The following is an 18,543-nucleotide window of genomic DNA, read 5'->3' on the forward strand; positions in this document are numbered from 1 at the left end:
CCACCGGGCCGTCGACATCGCGTGTCTGCGGTGATCTGATAGGTGCCGATGACGAACCACAGACTGGTCACCAGTGGCATATGGCTTCTTGGGCTCGTGGTCGGCTTGGTCGTACTCGCCGTGGTCTCCTTCGGAATCGGTCGCTACCTCCTGGACCCGCTGACCGTGCTCCGCACGTTGCTCGGCGAAACCGGTGGGGTGGAAAGGACGGTGGTGTTCGAGGTCAGAGCACCACGGATACTGGGTGCCCTGCTTGTCGGCGCGGCACTGTCCGCATCGGGGGCGGCGTATCAGAGCGTTTTCCGCAACCCGCTCGTGTCACCCGACATCCTCGGTGTGTCCGCGGCGGCGGGGTTCGGCGCCTCGCTTGCACTGTTGCTCGGTCTCGCCTCCGCGGTGCTGCAGGTACTCGCGTTCGGCGGCGGCATCCTCGCGGCGGTGCTGTCCGTGCTGATCGGCCGCGTGGTCGGCAGAGGATCCACGATCGTGTTCGTGCTCGGTGGCGTGGTGGTCGGCGCCATGTTCCAGGCGCTCATCTCGGTCACGCAGTATCTGGCCGATCCGCAGAACACCCTGCCCGAGATCACCTTCTGGCTGCTCGGGGGCCTCGGCAGGACCACGCTCGACGGGCTCGTGGTGCCTGCGGTGATCGTGGCCGGGTGCCTCGGCGTGCTGTGGACCATGCGGTGGCCGTTGACCGTGCTCGCGGTCGGTGACGACGAGGCACACACGCTCGGTGTCCACCGTGGCCTGGTGTGGTCCCTGGTCATCGGTTCCGCGACCCTGATGACCGCCACGGTGGTCAGCGTCGCGGGGATCATCGGCTGGGTCGGTCTCGTCGTGCCACATCTGGCCCGATTGGTGACAGGACCGGCCTTTGCGAAGCTGCTCCCGGTCGCCGCGCTGCTCGGAGCGGGTTACCTCCTCGTGGTCGACGACATCGCACGGGCGGCCACCGCGGTGGATCTGCCGCTGGGCATTCTCACCGCACTCGTCGGCGCGCCGTTTTTCGTCGTGCTGCTGGCGAAAGCAGGGCGAGCATGGCGGTGACGGTCGATGGACTCGAGTTCGAGTACCGCAACGGCGGTCACCGGTTGGCCGGTGTGTCATTGCACGTCGCCGAAGCCGAGGTGTGCGCGCTACTCGGCCCGAACGGTGCGGGAAAAACCACGCTGCTGCGCTGCGTTCTCGGTCTGCTCGCCCCGCGGCGCGGCAGCATCACGATCGCCGGGCAGGACATCACCACCCTGTCGACGCGCGAGCTCGCCAGGCTGGTCGCCTACGTGCCGCAGTCCACCGGCATCACCTTTCCGTTCAGCACCCTGGATGTCGCGGTCATGGGCCGTACCCCGCACTTCGGCATGATCGGCACACCCTCGCGCACGGACCTGAACGCAGCCGAAAGCATGCTCGACCTATTGGGCGTCGGCAGACTGGCCGAGCGCCCCTTCGCCAGCCTCTCCGGCGGCGAGCGGCAACTGGTCCTGCTCGCGCGGGCCCTGCTGCAGCAGGCACCGGTCCTGGTGCTCGACGAACCGACGGCCGCACTCGACTACGGCAACGAGATCCATCTGCTCGGTGTCATCGCCGAACTCGCCTCCGCGGGCAGGACGGTACTGATGAGCACCCATCAACCCGACCATGCGCTGGCCCACGCCACGCGCACGGTGTTGATGCGGGACGGGCGGATCACCGCGGACGGCCCGTCCCACGAGGTGATCACCGGGGAACGCCTCACCGAACTGTACGGGACGCCGCTGCACGTCACCGACGTATCCCTGCCCGAAGGGCAACGCATCCGGACGTGCGTGCCCGTCCCCACCGCACCGAGGAGCGCGCCATGAAACGCATCGTCCCATTACTGCTCGGCTTGCTGCTGCTGACCGCATGCGGCCAGGCGACAAGTACGGCTCCCCGCGGAGCAAGCCGCACCGTCGTCGACATGACGGGCCGGACGGTCACCGTGCCCGCCACGGTGACCAAGGTGGGCACCAACTACCCCGCGGTCAACGAGATCCTCTACCTGTTGGGCGGAATCGACAGACTGGTTGCCACGGACAAAGGCGAGAAGACCGACTCCGCACTGTTCGGGCAGCTCTACCCGCGCATCAAGAGCGTCTCCGCACCGTTCACCGGTGCCAGTGCCGAGGTCAACGCCGAACAACTGCTCGCCGACAAACCGGACGTGGTGTTCGTCGTCGCCGGCAGTTCCGCGGCGCAGCGCATGCAACACCTCGGCATCCCCGCGGTGACACTCACCGCGTTCAACACCCCGCAGCAGATCGAGGCGGGTGTGTCACTGATCGCTCGTGTGCTCGGTGGCGATGCTCCGGCCCGCGCGAAGCGATTCACCCAGTACTACAACCAGAACATCGAGAAGGTCACCGCGGTCACCAAGGCCATCCCCGATGCCGACCGCCCGAAGGTCTACTACACGGCCAACGGCCCGCTCTCGACCGAAGGTGGCAACTCCATCGTCACCACCTGGATGAACCAGGCCGGTGCGCGCAACATCGCCGCCGAGCACGGTGTCACCGCGCCCCCCGTGTTCGCCACCGTCACACTGGAGAACATCCTCGCCTGGAACCCCGACTTCATCGTCTGCCGCGACGCACCAGCCTGCCGGGAAATCCTCGCCGACCCACGCTGGCAAGCTGCGACCGCGGTGCGCGAGCACCGGGTTCTGGTCAACCCCCAGGGAACCTTTGTCTGGAGTGTGCGCAGTGCCGAGTCCGCACTCCAACCGCTCTGGGCCGCCAAGACACTGCACCCCGAGAAGTTCCGGGACCTGGACATGTCCGCCGAAGTGCAGAACTTCTTTCACACCTTCTACGGACACGCGCTCACCGGCGCCCAGCTCGACGAGGTCTTGCATCCGGGCGATCAGTGAGCGTACGCCGTGCGGGACATCGTGTCCTGCCAGGGCGAGCGGGTCGCCACCAGCGGCTGCCGTGGCCGAGCCAGGGCGGTGCCCAGCGAGAGGACCGGGTGACCACCATCGAGGCAATCGAACTCGGCCATCACTTCAGATGTGGTGCCGGCTTTCCTGGGCAGGTCCACCCGACGCTGTCGGCGTTTTCAGGCGGCTAGCCTTTCGAAAGCCGCTCGTAGCAGGTGGTCGAGTGCCCAGGGGATGGAGGTTACGCTGGGAGAGCTGAAGGCCATCGCTGTCTGATCGTCGAGCATGACCGCTGTTCGCTTGTGCACTGCGGTCAGCTTGTTCCAGCCCGGCATCTTTTCCAGTGCACGAGCTTTATCGCCGAGTGGCCACATGAGTAGCAGGTCGGAATCGAGGACGTCCATGTTTTCCGGGGAGACGAGGACGCGGGTCGCTCCTCGGGATTTCTCCTTCGCGATCGGATTCAGTTTCAGTCCCAGTGAAGTCAGGACGCGGGCGGCGGGATCGGTTTCGGCGGTCACCAGTCCGAATTGTGTGCCGGTGAACTGGCCGAACGAGAACGTCTTACCCGACGTGCCGGAGAAATGTTCGCGGAAATCGGCTATTTTGGCGTTGGCGTTGTCGACCAGCGACCGTGCCTCGTCTTCTTTTCCGAGAATCCGTCCGGCTGTCGTGGTGATGTCTTGCCATCCGTCGAGAATGGCATTCTTGGTCATGACAGGTATTGTCGGCGCAATTTCGGACAACCGTTGGTAGGAATTTTTGTTCTGGTATCCGGCGAGGATCAGATCCGGCTTGACAGCGGCCACTTTTTCATACGGAATCGTCTTACCGCTCATGGTCACGATCTCGGCACGGTGCCGCGGCGTCCAGGGGAACGAGCCATGAGAGCCGGAAAACCCTTGACTGAAGAATTCCGCGGTGATCGGCTGGTGCAGGCCGGCCAGGGCATCGGTCCATGCTGGATTCATGCTGACGATCCGGTGCGGGTGCCCCGCAACGGTGGTCTCGCCGAATTGGTGATCGATGGTGAGCTCACCGCCGTGACGACGGTTCTGCTGTTCTGGTGACGCCGGTCCGCACGCGGTCACGGTCGGCACGAGGATGGCGACCACGAAGACCACCGCCGGCAGCAGGCGTCGCCGGACGAAGGTCGCGGCACGTTCGGACATCGCATCTCCTTGGTTGAATACCGTCTGACAACGGCCGGCCGGTTGAGGGCGGTGCCTTGCCGGTGACCGTGATGCGGCTGCGGGTTTCGGTCTCAGGCACGTGGCGCACACCGTCGACGGACCGGAGATCCCGGTGTGGTGGAACAGCGGTGATGAGCGGTTTCACCTGTGAGGGCCGCGTCACCCGGCCGGTCGGGTGACGCCGGTGGAAGAACCTGACAAGCCGGGCTGGTCCCTTGATGATCGGATGGATTCGAACATGCAGACCTGGTGGTGCGGCCATGGCGAATGCGCACCGAGAGGGCGGGTACTGCGCAGACCCGATCCGTGCAGCCTCGAGAATTCGGTGTGTCGTATCCACTCGGTGACCGGTGGGGTGGTTTATCCATCGGGAGGAGGTTCCCGGTTCGGTGTGCCGGGCGCGTCGACGGCAGGTAACCCGAGACGCTCCCGCAGCGTTTCCGTGTACGTGCTCGGTACCGCGCCAGCGCGCTGTAGTTCCGGCACCACCGCTCCGACGAAGGTCGTCAGGTCTTCGGGAAGCAGTGTCGGCAAAACGGTGAACCCGTCCGCCGCACCCTTGTCGACGGCATCGATCATCTGCTCGGCTATTCCGGAAGCCGAGCCACAGAAATGCCAATGCGCCGCCATCGTGGCATCGCTGGTGCGGTCCTCGCCTCCGAGCGAGATCACCGCGCTCGGCATGACCCGTACACTTCCCGGCGCTCGTCCGGCTCGCTCGACCCGCCGGCGCAGATCAGCGGTGAAGGCCCGGCCCTGCTCGACATCGGGGAATCGCGTGAACACGATGTCCGCCGTGCCGGCCGCCCGGCTGCGGAATCGCTGCGATTCTCCTGCCTGTACTACCAGTGGGCGCCCCTGTGGTGAGCGGCCGAGGTTCAGTGGTCCCGCGACCTTGAAAAACTCGCCTTGATGATCGATCCGCCGCACCGAACCCGGCAGGGCCCAGCGATCGGCCACGGCATCGGCGACGACCGCGTCGGCTTCCCATGAGCCCCAGAGCCGCAACACGACCTCGATGAACTCCAGGTGACGGCGGTGTCCCTGCTCGCTGTCCAAGGACGGCAGATGACCATAGTTGTGATCCTCGAGACCGGGATGCGAAGACACGGCGTTCCACCCCGCGCGGCCGCCGCAGAGATGGTCCAGACTGGCGAACATCCTGGCCAGTCCATACGGTTCGAACCACTGGGTCGATGCCGTCGCGACCAGGCCTATGTGCGTGGTCGTCGCGGCCAGATAGCTCATCAATGTGATCGGTTCGAACCAAGCGTTTCCCCGCAGTGTCGGGTCGTCCTCGGCCCTGCCGTTGACCGTGTTCTTGTCCGGCACGAACAAATAATCCACACAACCGCTCTCGGCGATCGCCGCGACGTGTGCCTGGCTCACCGGATCGAGCACCCGCCGGTCGAACCCGGGAGAACGAACCCAGTCCGTCTGTATCTGCACCGGGCTCATCGGGAACACCGCCAACCGTACTCGTGGAGTCATCGCCCTCTACCGATCACGCTCAACCTCCACACAAGAGCAGCGAATACGTCAGTTCCCGGCATCTTGGTGAGGTTAGCCTAACCTATTTCTCGGCAACTGGCGAGCCATCTGGTGCGGACGTATCGAGTGAGGGCGTACCGCGGCTCGTCTTGTCGGCACCCCAGGCGCGTAGGTCGAGACCTTCGCGGCAAGGCGTCCAGGACCGGGTGCAGAGGGTCACGGATTTCTCGTGGCGAACGGCCGCACCCCGGCTGATGGCGACTTCGAGCCGATTCGCGCTTTCGCACCGAACGTGACGATGGTGGGGGAAGTGTTCGTGCAAGATCGTGCGAACCGTCCACCACGGCGAGCGCTACCAGCTCCGCATCCGCGCCAGCGGCGACACTTTCGCCGAGCAGTTCCCCGCTGCGGCGCGAGCGACCCGGGCGCTCTCGCGTCATCACCGGCGGGCGCCCGCGTCCCGCCAGGGATCACCGTGCCAGTGGAGTCGGTCAGGGCGGAGTGCGCATGGTCTCGGATCGATACAGGTGGGCAGTGGGCCACCTACGTGTGGTGCATCTGGTCCCGCACTCATCGGGCCTGTCGGTGAGTGCGCTGTGCGGAGCCCGGGTGTACCCGCGCACGATCCTGAGCGGCATGCCTCGGCACCTGCCGATGTGCCTGGCCTGTCGCCGGGCCGCGTCATGACCCGCGAGCAGCTTCGTCGCATTCACCCGGGACCCGGAATGGGGAGTCCGGCTCCCGGCTGTGGCCGTCCGGTCGGTGATGTCGGGGAAACCGACCGGACGGTCCCGATACCCGAGAAACGCCCTGCTTCCGGAGGTGAGGCAACCAGGGAAAGCGGGCGCGCGAACCCTTGGCCGGAGCCGTCACGGTGACCGGGCCTCGAGAACCGATGCCCTTGGTGCGAGAGTTGTTCGTCGACCGGGTGGTGCGGATTCCGGTGTAACCGAGCGGGCCACCCCGGTAATCGTGCACGAGCGTTTCGGTGGTGCGGCGCCTCAGGCCGATGGGTCCGCCGGAAGTGGCCTGCCGAGCCAATCACGGTAGAGCGCTTCGAGGTCGGTCAGGAAGTCGAACACGATCGGGAAACCGGGTGACGCGGCCTCGAGCAGTGTCATGCAGCCAGGACAGAAGAACTCACGCAGCTCCATCCGCTCGGGGTCACCGGAGTGGATGGGACAGACATCCGCGATGCCTTCGCGCTCGACGCCGATGAGCGCGCTCAGCTTCCGGTTCTGCCGGTGATCGCCGAGCTCCTGTCCCCGGTCGCATTTGACGATCCGGCCGTGGGCGGACTGCACGATCGAGAGGACTTGGACACGTGTACCGAGGCCCCGGAGTCTACGTATCCACAGCGCCCCGGCTGAGGACCTCCCGCTCGCCCGCCGTGTACAGGCTACGGTTCTCCGTGCGGATCAGTGTGGGAGCTCTGACCACACCGAAACCAGCGACCGTGGTCATTCCGTTGGCGGATAAGGTATGAGGCTGCTGCCGTGTTCGTCGGCGCGTAGTGGTTTTCCGATCGCGGGGAAGGCGCGTTGCGGGCAGGCGGGGCGTTCGCAGACCTTGCAGCCCATGCCGATCGGGGTGGCGACGGCGTTCGCACCGAGGTCGAGACCGTCGGCGTAGACGAGTCTGTGGGCGTGCCGCAGTTCGCAGCCGAGTCCGATGGCGAAGGTCTTGGCGGGGTCGCGGTGCCCGCCGGTGGCTCGGGTGACGGTCCTGGCGATCCAGAAGTACTGCTTGCCGTCGGGCAATTCGGCGATCTGGGTCAGGATCCGGCCCGGTGCGCTGAAGGCCTCGTAGACGATCCACAGTGGACACGAACCGCCGACGCGGGAGAAGTGGAATCCGGTGGCGGACTGGCGTTTGGAGATGTTGCCCGCCCGATCCACCCGGACGAACGAGAACGGCACGCCGCGGGTGCGTGGCCGTTGCAGGGTGGACAGCCGGTGGCAGATGGTTTCGAACCCGACGCCGAACTCTTCGCAGAGCCGGGCGATGTCGTAACGGTGCCGTTCTGCCGCACCGAGAAAGGCCCGGTACGGCAGGATCAGCGCCCCGGCGTAGTAGTTGGCCAGCCCGGTCCGCGCCAACCGTCGCGCGGTCTCGTCGGTGAAGTTCCCCTCGGCCACCAACCGGTCGATCACCTCCCCCGCCTCCAGCAGGGCCAGTTCGGAGGCGAGCCGGAACGCTGCCTGACCGGGGCGCAGCGTCGCGGACAGCCGTAGCACCCTGCCGCGTGCTTCGTATCGGTGCTGATCGACACCGAGGTGTTCGCTGACGACACGCACGCCGTGCCGTTCACGCAGCCTGGAGATCAGGCCAGCGCGCACCTCTCCGGGATGCAGCCGTAGTTCGGTGGCCAATGTCTCGGCGGGTACGTCGAGTGCGGCGACGTAGTTGCGGCGCTGGTAGAACCAGTCCCGGATCTGCTCGTGCGGCTGCTGGGCAGCGGTGCGATCCAAGCCTTGCTCGGCAACCAGGGTGGCGATGTTCTCCACGGCTTCCCGGTACCGGCGGTGCAGCGCGACCAGGGTGCCCGCGACCTCGGGCAGTTTGGTGGTGAGCTCGTCGATACCCGCGGCGGAGACGGCGCCGCCGACGGTGTCGTCGGCGAACACCTCGCGCACGTCGGCGATCAGCCGCGCGGTGTCCTGGGGGGCGAAGAAGTCCGCGTCCACGCCGAAGGTTTCGGTGAGCTTGAGCAGGATCGGCAGCGTCAGCGGCCTGCCGTTGTGTTCGAGCTGGTTCACGTAGCTCGGCGAGATCTCCAGCAGCCTGGCCAGCTCGGATTGGCTCATCGAGCGGTTCTCCCGCAGCTGACGCAACCGCGCGCCCGCATACGTCTTGTCCATGAAATGACTTTAACAACTATTACAGACTATGGCGGAACATTCACAACAATTCACTGCCCATAACCATAGTGAAGCACTCTCCGGTGGTGCCAAGCTTGGTCCAGATCGCCACAAGGTTCACAGGAGGCAGCCAATGAGTGGGGAAATCGCCCGGGTCGGTGTGGTCGGTGCCGGGCAGATGGGGGCGGGGATCGCCGAGGTGTGTGTACGTGCCGGGCTGGATGTGCTGGTCTGCGAGCGTGCCGAGAATGCCGCGAAGGCGGGGCGGGAGCGGATCCTCGGCTCGCTTGACCGTGCGGTGCGGGCGGGCAAACTCGATCGTGGCGAGTCCGAGCGCGCGGCGTGGCGGTTGCGCTTTGTCACCGATCTCGGCGAGTTGGCCGACCGGCAGCTGGTGATCGAGGCGGCCACCGAGGATGAGCAGGTCAAGACCGAGCTGTTCGCCACCCTGGACAAGGTGGTCGAGCATCCGGGCGCGATTCTGGCTTCCAACACGTCTTCGATTCCGATCATGCGGCTCGGGATGGCGACCGGCCGGGCTCAGCAGGTGGTCGGATTGCATTTTTTCAATCCGGTACCGGTGATGCCGTTGGTCGAGGTCGTGGATTCGTTGCTGACCAGTCCGTCCACCGCGGACCGCGCGGAGCATTTCGTCACCGAGACGCTCGGTAAGCAGACGGTGCGGGCCGGGGACCGGGCCGGGTTCGTGGTGAACGCTTTGCTGGTGCCGTATCTGCTCTCGGCGATCCGGATGGTCGAGTCCGGCTTCGCCAGTGCCGCCGATGTGGATCGTGGCATGCAGCTGGGTACCGCGCACCCGATGGGCCCGTTGCGGCTGACCGATCTGATCGGGCTGGACACGGTGGCAGCGATCGCCGACTCGCTGTATGCGGAGTTCAAGGAGGCGCTGTACGCACCGCCGCCGCTATTGCTGCGGATGGTCGACGCGGGGCTGCTCGGCACCAAGTCCGGTCGTGGTTTCTACGTACACGAGGGAAAGTGATGATCGACCACACTGTTCGTACCTACCGATCCGCCGAGGCGCTGCCGCGCACCGAGCAGCTGGCCTGGAAGCTCGCCGCGGTGGCCACCGATCCGGTTCCGGTCACCGCGGAGGTCACCGAGATGGTGATCAACCGGGTGATCGACAATGCCGCCGTGGCGGCGGCCGCACTGTCCAGGAGGCCGGTCCGTACGGCGCGCGAGCAGGCCCTTGCCCATCCCGCAACCCCGGGGGCGGCCGTGTTCGGCGTGCCCGGCCGGTACGGCCCGGAATGGGCCGCGTGGGCGAACGGGGTCGCGGTGCGCGAGCTCGACTACCACGACACCTTCCTCGCCGCGGAGTATTCGCACCCCGGCGACAACATCCCGGCGATCCTCGCGGTCGCCCAGCACACCGGGCGCTCCGGGACGGATGTGGTGCGCGGGATCGCCACCGGATACGAGCTCCAGATCGACCTGGTGCGCGGGATCTGCCTGCACGAGCACAAGATCGACCACATCGCCCACCTCGGGCCGTCGGTCGCGGGCGGTCTCGGTGCGCTGCTCGGACTGGACACCGAGACCGTGTACCAGGCCATCGGGGCTGCCCTGCACACCACGACGACCACCCGCCAATCCCGCAAGGGCGAGATCTCCTCGTGGAAAGCCTACGCACCGGCGTTCGCGGGCAAGACCGCGATCGAGGCGATGGACCGGGCAATGCGCGGGGAAGGCGCACCGAGCCCGATCTACGAGGGCGAGGACGGGGTGATCGCCTGGCTGCTCGGCGGGCCGGAGGCGAGCTACACCGTCGGCCTGCCCGCACCCGGTGAACCCAAGGCCGCGATCCTGGACAGCTACACCAAACAGCATTCGGCCGAGTACCAGAGTCAGGCGCTGATCGATCTCGCGCGCAGGCTCGGCCCGCGCATCGGAGAGCTCGGCAAGATCGACCGCGTCGTCATCCACACCAGCCACCACACCCACTACGTCATCGGTTCCGGGGCGGGTGATCCGCAGAAATACGATCCGGAAGCCAGCAGGGAAACCCTGGATCACTCGATCCCGTACATCTTCGCGGTCGCCCTACAGGACGGCAGCTGGCATCACGAACACTCCTACACGCGCGAGCGCGCGACCCGCCCGGACACCGTGCGGCTGTGGCAGAAGATCAGCACCGTCGAGGACCCCGAATGGACCCGCCGCTACCACGAACCCGAACCGGCCTTCGGCGGACGCGTGGAGATCACCCTCGCCGACGGATCCACCCTCACCGACGAGATCGCGGTCGCCGACGCCCACCCGTCCGGTGCCCGCCCGTTCGCCAGGCAGCAGTACACGGCGAAGTTCCGCGCCCTGGCCGAAGGCGTCGTCACGGAACAGGACCAGGAACGGTTTCTGGACACCGTGACCCGGCTGCCCGAACTCGACGCCGCCGAACTGGGCGAGCTCGCCCTGCCCGCGGCCCTCGACCCGGCGTCCACGACGAGAGGAATCTTCTGATGCGGCACACCGACAAAATCGCGACCGAGAATCAAACCGCTTTCCGTATCTGATGCGGAACGAATTCCGACAAGGGGACACCCATGTCCGCACCAACCGTCCATAAAGGACTAGACGGGGTGGTCGTCGACACCACCACCATCTCCGAGGTCAACTCGGACACCAACTCGCTGACCTATCGGGGCTACCCGGTGCAGGACCTCGCCGCGAACGCCAGCTTCGAACAGGTCGCCCACCTGCTCTGGCACGGCGAGCTCCCGACCGGGGAACAACTGGCCACCCAGCAACGAATCGAACGCGCCCACCGCGCACTGCCCCGGGATGTGGTCGCCACACTGCTCGCCCTGCCGGAGATCGCGCACCCGATGGACATGCTGCGCACCGCGGTCAGCATCCTCGGCGCGGAAGACCCGAATACGGACAACACCCCCGAGGCCGGCCACGCGAAGGCGCTGCGGTTGTTCGCCGCCCTGCCGAGCATGGTCGCGCTGACCCAGCGCCGCCGCCACGGCTTGCTCCCGCTCGCCCCGCGCGAGGACCTCGGCTATGCGGAGAACTTCCTGTACCTGACCTTCGGCACGGTCCCGGAACCGGCCATCGTCCATGCCTTCGAGACCTCGCTGATCCTCTACGCCGAGCACAGCTTCAACGCCTCCACCTTCACCTCCCGCGTGGTGACCTCCACCCTCTCCGACCTCTACAGCGCGGTCACCGCGGCCATCGGGGCGCTGAAAGGACCCCTGCACGGCGGCGCCAACGAAGCGGTATCGGCCACCTTCGAGGAAATCGGCGCGGCCGCGAACGCGGAACCCTGGCTGGACCGCACACTGGCCGAGAAGCGCAAGGTCATGGGCTTCGGGCACCGGGTCTACAAACACGGCGACTCCCGGGTCCCGATGATGCGCCGCGCCCTGCAGACCGTGGCCGAACTACGGGACGGACACCGGCTGCTCGATCTCTACGAAGCGTTGGCCGGGGCCGTACACGCGCGCACCGGGCTGCACCCCAATCTCGACTACCCGGCCGGTCCCGCTTATCACCTCATGGGCTTCGACACGCCGGTGTTCACACCGATCTTCGTCGCCGCCCGGATCACCGGCTGGACGGCGCACATCAACGAGCAGCTCGCGGCGAACAGCCTGATCCGCCCCTCGAGCACCTACACCGGCCTTCCCCCGCGCACCATGCACTGAACAGTCAAGGAGGAAACCGAACATGGCCTGGACAACGCTCCGCGAGCACGGGCTGACCGGTCTACTCGGCGGTATCGCCACCCAGCTGATCGCGACCGAGGCGATGCACCACCAGCTCGGCTGGGACCGCAACGCACCTTCGCTGTACCGGGTGTTCAGCAGGAACACCCCCGAGCGCTGCTGGGTCGAACAACTGCCCCTCGACCGGCACCCGGCACGACTGTGTGCCGAACTCGACCAGTTGCGCGACACCGAGCCGGACATCACGCAGCATCGCGCCTGGCCACCGGTGGCACACATCCTGGTGCTCGAGGGATGGTCACGGGAATACCGGGCCGATTCGGTGGACCAAGCCGAGCGGCTGCGCGCCGCACGAGACCACGCCGACCTACCCGGCAGCGTGGAGGTTCGCGAAGCCGTTGCGGTTACCGAGGATCGACAGCTCCAGCTGCACCGGCAGCGCGGTTGCCGGCCGCTGTTCAGCTGCCGGTCCCTTGCCGAGGAACCAGGGGTGCACCTGGCGGGCGATCTGCTCGCCCGGCTTCGCGTCCTGCACTGCTCGACGATCGCAGTGCCCTCATGACGCGAAATTCGAATGTGACCGACATCTCTCCGACGTTCGTGGCAGGGCGGAAATCGCTGTTGGTGCGGTGCATATGACCGACCGCTGACGAGATATTCACCCCTGCACCTATTTGCGGACAGCGGATGAGGCAGTAGCCTGTGGAATTGCTGGTGGTTCGCCGGAACCGGTGAGCAACAACGGATTCGGCGAGGCAAGAGGGAACCCGGTGCGATTCCGGGACTGCCCCGCAGCGGTAAGCGGAAACGAAAACCGCGAAAGGCACTGGGCCCGCACGGGCCTGGGAAGCCGCGGTGAGTAGGAACCCCGGGACCGGGAATGTCCGTGAGTCCGAAGACCTGCCACCGGTACGTTCCGCAGCGTGCGGAGCGGTGTCCGAGGCCTCGCGGGAGGGCACTCCGGGCGATTCGTGGCGCGCGCCTTGCCCACGGTCGGCGGAAAATCCGTGTGGCCCCGGTCGGTTTGTTTCGTCGACCTGAGGAGAGGGCGTTGACCAGCAGCATCGGATCGACCGTCTTGGGATATCCCCGAATCGGCCCCAACCGCGAACTCAAGCGGGCCCTGGAGCGGTACTGGTCGTCCCGTATCGAGGAGGCAGAGCTACGCGGGGTCGCCCAGGCACTGCGCAAGGACACCTGGCTCTCGCTGCGCGATGCCGGACTGGACTCGGTTCCCGGCAACACGTTTTCCTACTACGACCAGATGCTGGACACGGCGGTGACCTTCGGGGCGATTCCGGAGCGTTACACGAAGCTGGGTCTCGGCTCGCTCGACACCTATTTCGCGATGGCCCGCGGCGTGGAGTCGGTTCCGCCGCTGGAAATGACGAAATGGTTCGACACCAACTACCACTATCTGGTTCCCGAAATCGGTCCGAAGACGAGCTTCTCCGTCCACGACAGGACCGTGCTCGAACAATACCGGGAAGCCGAAAAACTCGGCGTCACCACACGACCGGTACTCGTCGGCCCGCTGACTTTCCTGCTACTCGCCAAACCCGCCGCGGACGCCGGTGACGGATTCAAGCCGCTCGACAAACTCGACGCGCTGCTCGAACGCTATGTGGAACTGCTCGGCGAACTGCACGCGGCCGGGGTCGAATGGGTACAGCTGGACGAGCCCGCCTTCGCCGCCGACCGGACCGCGGACGAGCTCGCCGCGCTGCGCCGCGCCTACGACACGATCGGCAAGCTCGGCAACCGCCCCAAGATCCTGCTCACCGAATACTTCGGTGAGCTCGGCGAGGCGCTCCCGGCGTTCGCCGAGGCCCCCGTCGAAGCGATCAGCCTGGACCTCGTCGCGGGCACGGACGCGCTGGACAAGCTGGCGAAAACCGGGGCGCTGAAAAAGAAGACGGTCGTCGCCGGGGTCGTCGACGGGCGCAACATCTGGCGCACCGACGTCGACCAGGCACTCGATGTCCTCGACAAGGCCGGGAAAGCGGTCGGTGAGCTCGCGGTCGGCACCTCCTGCTCGCTGTTGCACGTCCCCTACGACGTGACGGCCGAGGAGATCGATCCCCAGGTGAAGACCTGGCTGGCGTTCGCCGCGCAGAAGGTTCGCGAGGTCGTCCTGCTCGGCAAGGCGGCGCGCCAGGGCAAGGACGCCGTCGCCGCGGAACTCGCCGAGGCGCGGGCGCCCATCACCGACCGGGCCGGAGCCGACCGGGTGCGCGACAAGGCCGTGCGGTCCCGGCTGGCGGCGCTGAGCCCCGAGGACACCGAACGCGCTCCGTACGAGCAACGGCGGACCGCGCAGCAGAAGGCACTCGGGCTTCCGGTGCTGCCGACCACCACGATCGGTTCCTTCCCGCAGACCACCGATGTGCGCAAGGCACGCGCCGCGCTGCGCAAGGGCGAGATCGACCAAGCCGCCTACGAGCAGCGGATGCGCGAGGAGATCGGCCGCGTCGTCGGTTTGCAGGAAGCGATCGGCCTGGACGTGCTGGTGCACGGCGAACCCGAACGAAACGACATGGTGCAGTACTTCTCCGAGCACCTCGAAGGGTTCATCAGCACCGCCAACGGCTGGGTGCAGTCCTACGGATCGCGCTGCGTCCGCCCGCCGATCCTGTTCGGCGACGTCTCCCGTCCCAAGCCGATGACCGTCGAATGGGCCTCCTACGCGCAGGGACTCACCCAGAAAGCGCTCAAGGGCATGCTCACCGGACCGGTGACCATCCTGGCCTGGTCCTTCGTCCGGGACGACCAGCCGATCGCCGACACCGCCAAACAGGTCGCTCTCGCCATCCGCGACGAGGTCGGCGATCTCGAAAGCGCCGGGATCGGCGTCGTCCAGGTCGACGAACCCGCACTGCGCGAACTGCTGCCTCTGCGCTCGGCAGAGCACCAGGAATACCTCGACTGGGCCGTCACCGCGTTCCGGCTGGCCACCTCCGGTGTGCAGGACCGCACTCAGATCCACACGCACCTGTGCTACTCCGAGTTCGGCGATGTCATCAACGCCATCGTCGCCCTCGAAGCCGATGTCACCAGCATCGAGGCCGCGCGCTCCCGGATGGAAGTACTCGAGGACCTCAACGCCGTCGGCTTCGCCCGCGGCGTCGGGCCCGGGGTGTACGACATCCATTCACCGCGCGTGCCCAGCACCGAAGAAGTCACGGGGCTGCTGCGCGCCGCCCTCGACGCCGTGCCCGCCGACCGGCTGTGGGTCAACCCCGACTGCGGCCTCAAGACACGCGGCTACCAGGAAGTCGAAGCCGCGCTGAAGCACATCGTCGACGCCACCAAAACGGCGCGGTCCACAACCGGGTAAAGACGTGTGGCCGGGGCGGTCTCCTCGAACTCGCCGGCCCCGGCCACACCACCCGGAGATCCAGCACGTCCCCGATGCATGCGGTCGCTTCGACATCCGGCCGGATCACGGTCCCGGCGATCCGGAACACGTCGCCCCGGGGCGACATTTCCCTTGGCGCAAACCGATTCTTTCCCGGACCCGGACAACCGGCGGGTGCAGACAGAGGTATCGGAGTAGTGCCGGTGTCGTTCCTGTGAACAGTGAGCCAGGCTGCTGCGGTTGCGGAAGCGCCACCGCTATTACATTCTGTGGTGTCCCCTCGTCGAACAGGAGTGGGTGTGGACAGCCACGAATGCCATTACGAAACAACCGGTGCGCACACCCCGTCGAGCACCGCGCGGCGAAAGACCGCTCCCGGCGCCGAACCGGGAGCGGCCGCGGTAGCGGGACTCATGCCGAATGGTCTGTGCCAGGGCGGCTACGGTCCGAGAGCCGAAGGCTGGTGCCAGCGCCCCTACGAACATCCCGCCGCGGGCCGGGGTACGGCCCATTCGGTTCTCGGCGTGCCGGCGCGCGAACGGGAGCCGGTGCGCGGTTCGCGCGCGATACTCACCGTGAACCACGGCGATCGTGGTTTCGACTGCCCAGGATGCGCCTGGCCGGATGACGACCCGTACGCGGAAGTACTCGGCGGGCTGCACCACATCGCCATCTCGGTGGAACCCGGACAGTGGCACCGCCTGGTCGCCAAGCTCGACGAGGCGGGGATCGAACACGAGATGCACAGTAAGGTTTCGGTGTATTCCCGTGATCCGGACGGCGCACGCATCGAGCCGATCTCCGATCCGCTCGGCGAGATGTACGGCGACACTGTCCGGTGACCGCGATACGCGACGCCGCCCTCCGGCGGGGACTGAGTGTCCGGGAGACGGAGTCCATCAAGGTCCGGTCCGCACGGGATCGCGGTACCGATCAATGCGTTCAACCGCATCTCCATCCTCAGTGAACATCCGGTGCGCCCACGCGATTCCGCGGGAAAGTTGATCCGATGAGCAATCTCGACGAACATCCCCACCTGTCGGTACTCGATTCCGGGCAGCCGTGCACGGCGGTCGATATCCTCGAGCCGCGCCTGGTCCCGCTGGGCGGGCCACGCGCCATGACCGTGTACCGGACCTTGCCGCAACGGACCCGCTCGCTGGTGGGTGCCTGGTGTTTCCTCGATCATTACGGGCCCGACGACGTCTCGGCCACCGGCGGCATGCAGGTACCGAGGCATCCGCACACCGGCCTGGCAACGGTCTCGTGGCTGTTCACCGGCCGCATCGACCATCTGGACTCCGGCGGGAACACGGCCGCGGTACTGCCCGGCGAGCTGAACCTCATGATCGCCGGACAAGGCATCACCCACCAGGAGATCAGCAGCGATGACACCCGCACCCTGCACGGCGTCCAGCTCTGGTACGCACTTCCCGAGGCAACGCGATTCACCGAGAACGGATTCGAGCACTACACGCCGGAGCCCGTGCATGCACCTGGCCTGACCGCACGGATCTTTCTCGGCGAACTGCTCGGTTCGGTTTCCCCGGTCGCCACCCGCACCCCCGAACTGCTCGGTGCCGAACTGCTGCTGGACCCCGGCGCATCGGTATTCCTGAACGTCCGGGCCGACTTCGAATACGGGCTGCTCGCCGAGACCGGGGAGATCACGGTCAACCAGATCCGCGCGGAACACCGCAGCCTGGCTTATGTGCCACCGGGCGCGGACACGCTCAGCCTCACCGCGGGTCCCGAGGGCGCACGTGCGGTGCTGCTCGGCGGGATCCCGCTCGACGAGCAGATCGTCATGTGGTGGAACTTCGTCGCTCGCAGCCACGAGGAGATCGCCGAATTCCGCCGCCGCTACCAAGCCGAGCTCGGGTTCGAAGCCGGGCATCCGGCAGACGCCGGTAAACCCTCGCTGTTCGGACGGTTCCCGAGCGGCCAGCGGCCACCGCTTCCCGCACCCGAGCTGCCCGCGGTACGGCTGCGGCCACGCGGACAGAACCACACCGGTACCGAGAACACACCCGGGCAGGGAAGGCGATCATGACCGAAAACCGCTTCGAGGTACGCGAACGACCCGAAGAGTCGCGTTATGTACTCATCGATCTCGACGCCGCGGGCCCGGCCCGGAACGCCATCGGCGAGGAATCCTACGTCGATGTGGAGAACCCCGGAAGCACCCATCGCGTGTTGTTCCACACCGGCGTCTCCGAGGAGTACGGCGGGCGGGGACTCGCCGCATTCCTGGTGCGCACTGTCGTCGAAGACGCCATCGCCAAGGGATACGGCATCGTTCCGGTCTGCCCCTATGTCGCCGCGTGGCTACCGAAACATCCCGAGTACGCCGGGCATGTCGTCACACCCGATCCCGAGCATCATCGCGCGGTGCACGCACAGCAGGGGTGACCGGCCCTGCCCGGTAGGGAACGGGTGTCGATCATTTCACCGATCCGGAGTTCTTGCGCTGGCCGGCCTGGAAGCGCGCCTTCTTCTGCCGGTTCCCGCATGTGTTCATGTCGCACCATTTGCGGGTGCGACTCTGGCTGGTGTCGAAGAAGGCGGCCTGACAGGTCGGTGAGGCGCACAAGGCCAGCCTTCCGTCTCGTTCGCCTGCGATGATGCTGACCGCGTCGGCGGCGATCACGCTGAGGGCATCCTCCACGCGGGACGCCGAGCCGAGCCGCCATCGCCGATCGCCCTCGGGCGTCAGTACGGCCGCGGCCCGCCCCTGAATGCTGCGGTCGTTGATGATCCGGACAGCAGGCGCGGGAAGCGGATCCGCGACCGCGGCCGCGGTCGCGGCGGCGTGCATCGCCTCCCGCAGTTCCCTGGCGAGTTCGAGCTGGGCGGCGGTACACGAATCCACCGCGAGGCCGCTCACCGCCAGCCAGTCGACGAGTCGCCGCGGCGTGGGAATGCGCTCCACGGCATCGCCACGGCGCTCCGTCAGCGTCGCCGTGAAGCTGGTCGCCAGCACGGTACCGAGACGGAAGTCAGGGAACTCAGCACGCATGGAACCACCTTAGCCGGTTGCACA

At 66.7% G+C, this 18,543-nt stretch carries 16 protein-coding genes and 1 riboswitch; of the genes, 11 read left to right on the plus strand and 5 right to left on the minus strand.

Annotated features, from left to right (window positions below; genetic code table 11):
- Nucleotides 1-48 precede the first annotated feature (48 nt).
- The 3 genes from A37U_RS0130840 to A37U_RS0130850 are packed head-to-tail and all read left to right on the plus strand — an operon-like array spanning nucleotide 49 to nucleotide 2,890.
- On the plus strand, nucleotides 49-1,050 hold the full coding sequence (locus A37U_RS0130840) for a FecCD family ABC transporter permease (RefSeq protein ID WP_020500535.1): 1,002 nt from the start codon (nucleotides 49-51) through the stop codon (nucleotides 1,048-1,050).
- Nucleotides 1,041-1,844 carry an ABC transporter ATP-binding protein gene (locus A37U_RS46220; protein WP_020500536.1) on the plus strand — a complete coding sequence of 268 codons (804 nt, stop codon included), beginning with the start codon at nucleotides 1,041-1,043 and terminating at the stop codon, nucleotides 1,842-1,844. The genes A37U_RS0130840 and A37U_RS46220 overlap by 10 nt, the downstream gene beginning before the upstream one ends.
- Nucleotides 1,841-2,890, plus strand: a complete 1,050-nt coding sequence (locus tag A37U_RS0130850) for an ABC transporter substrate-binding protein (RefSeq protein ID WP_020500537.1) — start codon at nucleotides 1,841-1,843, stop codon at nucleotides 2,888-2,890. The genes A37U_RS46220 and A37U_RS0130850 overlap by 4 nt, the downstream gene beginning before the upstream one ends.
- Nucleotides 2,891-3,078: 188 nt before the next feature.
- Here A37U_RS0130850 and A37U_RS0130860 read toward each other — a convergent pair whose 3' ends face one another.
- The 4 genes from A37U_RS0130860 to A37U_RS0130875 all read right to left on the minus strand — a co-directional run bounded on the left by A37U_RS0130860 (nucleotide 3,079) and on the right by A37U_RS0130875 (nucleotide 8,444).
- Nucleotides 3,079-4,071 (minus strand): ABC transporter substrate-binding protein, encoded by a 993-nt coding sequence (locus A37U_RS0130860; RefSeq protein ID WP_020500539.1) that lies wholly within the window; start codon nucleotides 4,069-4,071, stop codon nucleotides 3,079-3,081.
- Between the two features lie 381 nt (nucleotides 4,072-4,452).
- Nucleotides 4,453-5,550 (minus strand): LLM class flavin-dependent oxidoreductase, encoded by a 1,098-nt coding sequence (locus A37U_RS46225; protein WP_157183126.1) that lies wholly within the window; start codon nucleotides 5,548-5,550, stop codon nucleotides 4,453-4,455.
- A gap of 1,034 nt (nucleotides 5,551-6,584) precedes the next feature.
- Entirely contained in the window at nucleotides 6,585-6,887 is a 303-nt protein-coding gene (locus A37U_RS46230; protein WP_020500541.1) for an acetone carboxylase subunit gamma, read from the minus strand.
- 156 nt (nucleotides 6,888-7,043) lie between these two features.
- Nucleotides 7,044-8,444, minus strand: coding sequence for a short-chain fatty acyl-CoA regulator family protein (locus A37U_RS0130875; protein ID WP_020500542.1), 1,401 nt, complete (start codon nucleotides 8,442-8,444; stop codon nucleotides 7,044-7,046).
- Between the two features lie 133 nt (nucleotides 8,445-8,577).
- Between A37U_RS0130875 and A37U_RS0130880 the strand changes: the two genes are divergently transcribed.
- From A37U_RS0130880 to A37U_RS0130915, 8 genes are all read left to right on the plus strand, one after another.
- On the plus strand, nucleotides 8,578-9,447 hold the full coding sequence (locus A37U_RS0130880; protein WP_020500543.1) for a 3-hydroxybutyryl-CoA dehydrogenase: 870 nt from the start codon (nucleotides 8,578-8,580) through the stop codon (nucleotides 9,445-9,447).
- Nucleotides 9,447-10,928 (plus strand): MmgE/PrpD family protein, encoded by a 1,482-nt coding sequence (locus tag A37U_RS0130885; protein WP_020500544.1) that lies wholly within the window; start codon nucleotides 9,447-9,449, stop codon nucleotides 10,926-10,928. The genes A37U_RS0130880 and A37U_RS0130885 overlap by 1 nt, the downstream gene beginning before the upstream one ends.
- An 83-nt stretch (nucleotides 10,929-11,011) precedes the next feature.
- Nucleotides 11,012-12,121, plus strand: coding sequence for a bifunctional 2-methylcitrate synthase/citrate synthase (locus tag A37U_RS0130890; protein ID WP_026197781.1), 1,110 nt, complete (start codon nucleotides 11,012-11,014; stop codon nucleotides 12,119-12,121).
- Between the two features lie 22 nt (nucleotides 12,122-12,143).
- Nucleotides 12,144-12,704: a hypothetical protein gene (locus tag A37U_RS0130895; RefSeq protein ID WP_020500546.1), complete on the plus strand. Its 561-nt coding sequence runs from the start codon at nucleotides 12,144-12,146 to the stop codon at nucleotides 12,702-12,704.
- A gap of 136 nt (nucleotides 12,705-12,840) precedes the next feature.
- Nucleotides 12,841-13,064, plus strand: a riboswitch (cobalamin riboswitch).
- 129 nt (nucleotides 13,065-13,193) lie between these two features.
- Complete coding sequence (gene metE, locus A37U_RS0130900) at nucleotides 13,194-15,479, plus strand: 5-methyltetrahydropteroyltriglutamate--homocysteine S-methyltransferase (RefSeq protein WP_020500547.1); 2,286 nt, start codon at nucleotides 13,194-13,196, stop codon at nucleotides 15,477-15,479.
- A gap of 320 nt (nucleotides 15,480-15,799) precedes the next feature.
- Nucleotides 15,800-16,342 carry a VOC family protein gene (locus A37U_RS54040; protein ID WP_240437724.1) on the plus strand — a complete coding sequence of 181 codons (543 nt, stop codon included), beginning with the start codon at nucleotides 15,800-15,802 and terminating at the stop codon, nucleotides 16,340-16,342.
- Nucleotides 16,343-16,509: 167 nt separating this feature from the next.
- Nucleotides 16,510-17,553, plus strand: a complete 1,044-nt coding sequence (locus tag A37U_RS0130910; protein WP_020500549.1) for a pirin family protein — start codon at nucleotides 16,510-16,512, stop codon at nucleotides 17,551-17,553.
- Nucleotides 17,550-17,912 (plus strand): GNAT family N-acetyltransferase, encoded by a 363-nt coding sequence (locus A37U_RS0130915; protein ID WP_020500550.1) that lies wholly within the window; start codon nucleotides 17,550-17,552, stop codon nucleotides 17,910-17,912. Before A37U_RS0130910 ends, A37U_RS0130915 begins: the two co-directional genes overlap by 4 nt.
- A gap of 31 nt (nucleotides 17,913-17,943) precedes the next feature.
- On the opposite strand, the gene A37U_RS0130920 is transcribed toward A37U_RS0130915, so the two are convergent.
- Nucleotides 17,944-18,519 (minus strand): CGNR zinc finger domain-containing protein, encoded by a 576-nt coding sequence (locus A37U_RS0130920; RefSeq protein ID WP_020500551.1) that lies wholly within the window; start codon nucleotides 18,517-18,519, stop codon nucleotides 17,944-17,946.
- Between the last annotated feature and the right edge of the window lie 24 nt (nucleotides 18,520-18,543).

The organism is Sciscionella marina DSM 45152 (genome assembly GCF_000379465.1).
Lineage (GTDB): Bacteria > Actinomycetota > Actinomycetes > Mycobacteriales > Pseudonocardiaceae > Sciscionella > Sciscionella marina.